This window comes from Mesorhizobium sp. M0778 (genome assembly GCF_040320105.1).
In the GTDB taxonomy this organism is placed as follows: domain Bacteria; phylum Pseudomonadota; class Alphaproteobacteria; order Rhizobiales; family Rhizobiaceae; genus Mesorhizobium.
Genome location: NZ_JAMYPA010000051.1, coordinates 1 through 2,226, shown reverse-complemented (window position 1 = coordinate 2,226; position 2,226 = coordinate 1). Strand labels below are relative to the sequence as shown.

Genomic DNA, 2,226 nt, shown 5'->3' with positions numbered 1-2,226 from the left:
GGCGGTAAGGGATCTGCTTGCATCAAAGAATGGTGACATGGGGACGCTCCTTAGATAGCTGCTCAACAGCGCCGAGGGTGCCACACGCTCGCCGCCGGCCATAGCATCTACACTGGGCCTGGAAGAAATCCGCCCTTAGTCCATCCTCGAAGCGTGATCGGTCCACGTAAGCGCCACCCGGCGAACGTAGTCCTCTCCCGGCCAATCACAGGTGCATGGCTTGCCAAACATCCATCGTGCGGATGCGTTCCATCAATACAATCGATTTTACGAATTATAGAGAATAGCGGATATGAAAACGTCGGCCGGGAGAACAGGTCTACTGAGAATGCGAGCTGCCACTCGCCGACTAGTCAAACTGTCCAACTTCTTCCGAAAGATTCATGGACCGACCGGCGCGGTCGAGGCGGGATCATTCGAAAAAATCGCAGTTGGCTGGCGCTAGCCCCCGGAGTTCCGGTTGATATACCTTCCAGGGATGTCGCGTGTGCAATTGAGGCGTTGAGGTAAAGTTCGATGGAAATACATATGCAGGAACCGATCTCTTCATTAAAAGTACATCGGCATATCGTTTCACTTCTGCAAAAAACCGATCCCGTCATCCTGGACATCGGCTGCAATGACGGAACCGATACGCGACGTTTTCTCAGCCTTTGCCCGAAGGCACAGCTCTACTGCTTTGAGCCAGACCCTCGCGCGGCTGCTCGCTTTAAGAAAAACATGAATCCGTACCTGGACAAGGTGAAACTGTTTGAAATCGCGCTCAGCAACCGAAATGGCACGATTGATTTCCATCCAAGCAATGGAGAAGGAAGCGCGGAGGAATGGGACCAATCTGGCTCGATACGCCGACCCAAGAATCATCTTGTCGAACATGCTTGGGTTCGGTTCGATCGCCCCATGTCAGTTGAAACTCGAAGGCTTGACGACTGGTGCAGCGAAGCGAACCTGAAAAAGATCGATTTCATCTGGATGGATGTGCAGGGAGCCGAGTCAGATGTCATTGCTGGCGGCAGACAGACCTTGAGCAACACGCGCTTTATCTACACGGAATATAGCGACCACGAGCTCTATGAAGGTCAGCTGTCCCTGCAAGCCATTCTTGATCTTTTGCCTTCGTTCGAATTGCTGACCCGCTATCCACGCGGAGTGGAGGGCGATGTTTTGCTTAGGAATACGAGCCTCTAGAACAGGCCCGTTCTGCTTCCGTCCTGCTGCAGCCCTCCATCCTCATTGCAGATCACAAGCGGCTGGATTTGGGTGCGAGGATCGCACCGTGAGCGGTCGCAGCATGCTTGATTGGACCGAAGCCTGGTTGCCCTTACTGATCCGCCGGAAACAGGTTCTGCGAGGCCAGGCAAGGGAATTGGTCCCCGTGAAGGACTCGAGTTTTCAGGCTTGAGGCCACCTGAACCGCGGCCTTCGCCGAACTCGGTGAATCGAACGGAATGACCAGGCGCAATCGCGAGAGGATGTTGCCACACATGATCGCGACCGCCGCTGCGCTCGAGGTTTGCGACCAGGCACGGGGATTTTGTCCGCTCGGCTGCAGCCAGTCGGCCCTCGATACCATCGCCGCGATCCGCGCAAACATTCGATACTTTGCGCCGACTCTGGCGCGCTCGCCGCGCCCCCTAGGGGAAATGCACGCCCCCAGAATAATGCGATGCGCCGATGGGTCCAAGGCTTGTTCAGTCACGATGATTTCGGAGAAGGCTCCGGCCTTCGCCGCAGCGGAGGCGGACATCATTCCTTGGATGCCCCGCCGATGATCAGTAGTCGACGAGTCATATCCCGCTGCCCATTTCTTCGGCCACGGGGTCGGGCCAGCTCTCGATTGAGGTACGGCTGATGAAGGCAGGATGCTCGGGGTTCGCGCATGGCGCGCGCCCCAGAAGGCTGTCGAGGATGCGGCGCGCGCCAGGCCAGCAGGGTAAGATTCGGATCGGCGAGCCCGCGCTGCCCAAGGTTCGCGTTCTGTACGAAGATGCGTCTTTCACGCGGTCCGTCCCAGCACACCGAAAAATCCTCGCGAACAGCCAACTCATTGTCGATTTGTTCCAGCCGGTCCGCGATCGGTTCCAAGAAGCCTGGCACCGCGTTCTCGTAACCGGTGGCCAGGATGACGATGTCGGCCGTGACTTCTTCAACCTCGTCCATGCCGTGCTGCAGGGTCAGCCTGTGACCCGCGCCGGCGTTGATGCAGTGCGAGACGGTGCAGCCCGG

General features: G+C 57.4%; 2 protein-coding genes and 1 pseudogene. 1 reads left to right on the top strand and 2 read right to left on the bottom strand.

The window, feature by feature from the left end; all coding sequences use genetic code 11:
- Positions 1-540: 540 nt before the first annotated feature.
- A complete protein-coding gene (locus NKI22_RS31330; protein ID WP_352939813.1) occupies positions 541-1,188 on the top strand; it encodes an FkbM family methyltransferase in 648 nt (215 codons plus the stop codon).
- Between the two features lie 133 nt (positions 1,189-1,321).
- Here the strand turns inward: NKI22_RS31330 and NKI22_RS31325 are convergent, their stop codons facing one another.
- The gene (locus tag NKI22_RS31325) at positions 1,322-1,750 is read right to left on the bottom strand and encodes a hypothetical protein (protein WP_352896616.1); all 429 of its coding nucleotides are present in this window, start codon (positions 1,748-1,750) and stop codon (positions 1,322-1,324) included.
- A pseudogene (locus NKI22_RS31320) lies at positions 1,747-2,226 on the bottom strand (hypothetical protein); the annotation flags it as partial. The gene NKI22_RS31325 and the pseudogene NKI22_RS31320, both read right to left, overlap by 4 nt.

Bases quoted from the DNA above. Each gene is read 5' to 3' on its own strand.
- NKI22_RS31325 (WP_352896616.1), bottom strand. From the start codon at position 1,750: ATGATGTCCGCCTCCGCTGCGGCGAAGGCCGGAGCCTTCTCCGAAATC.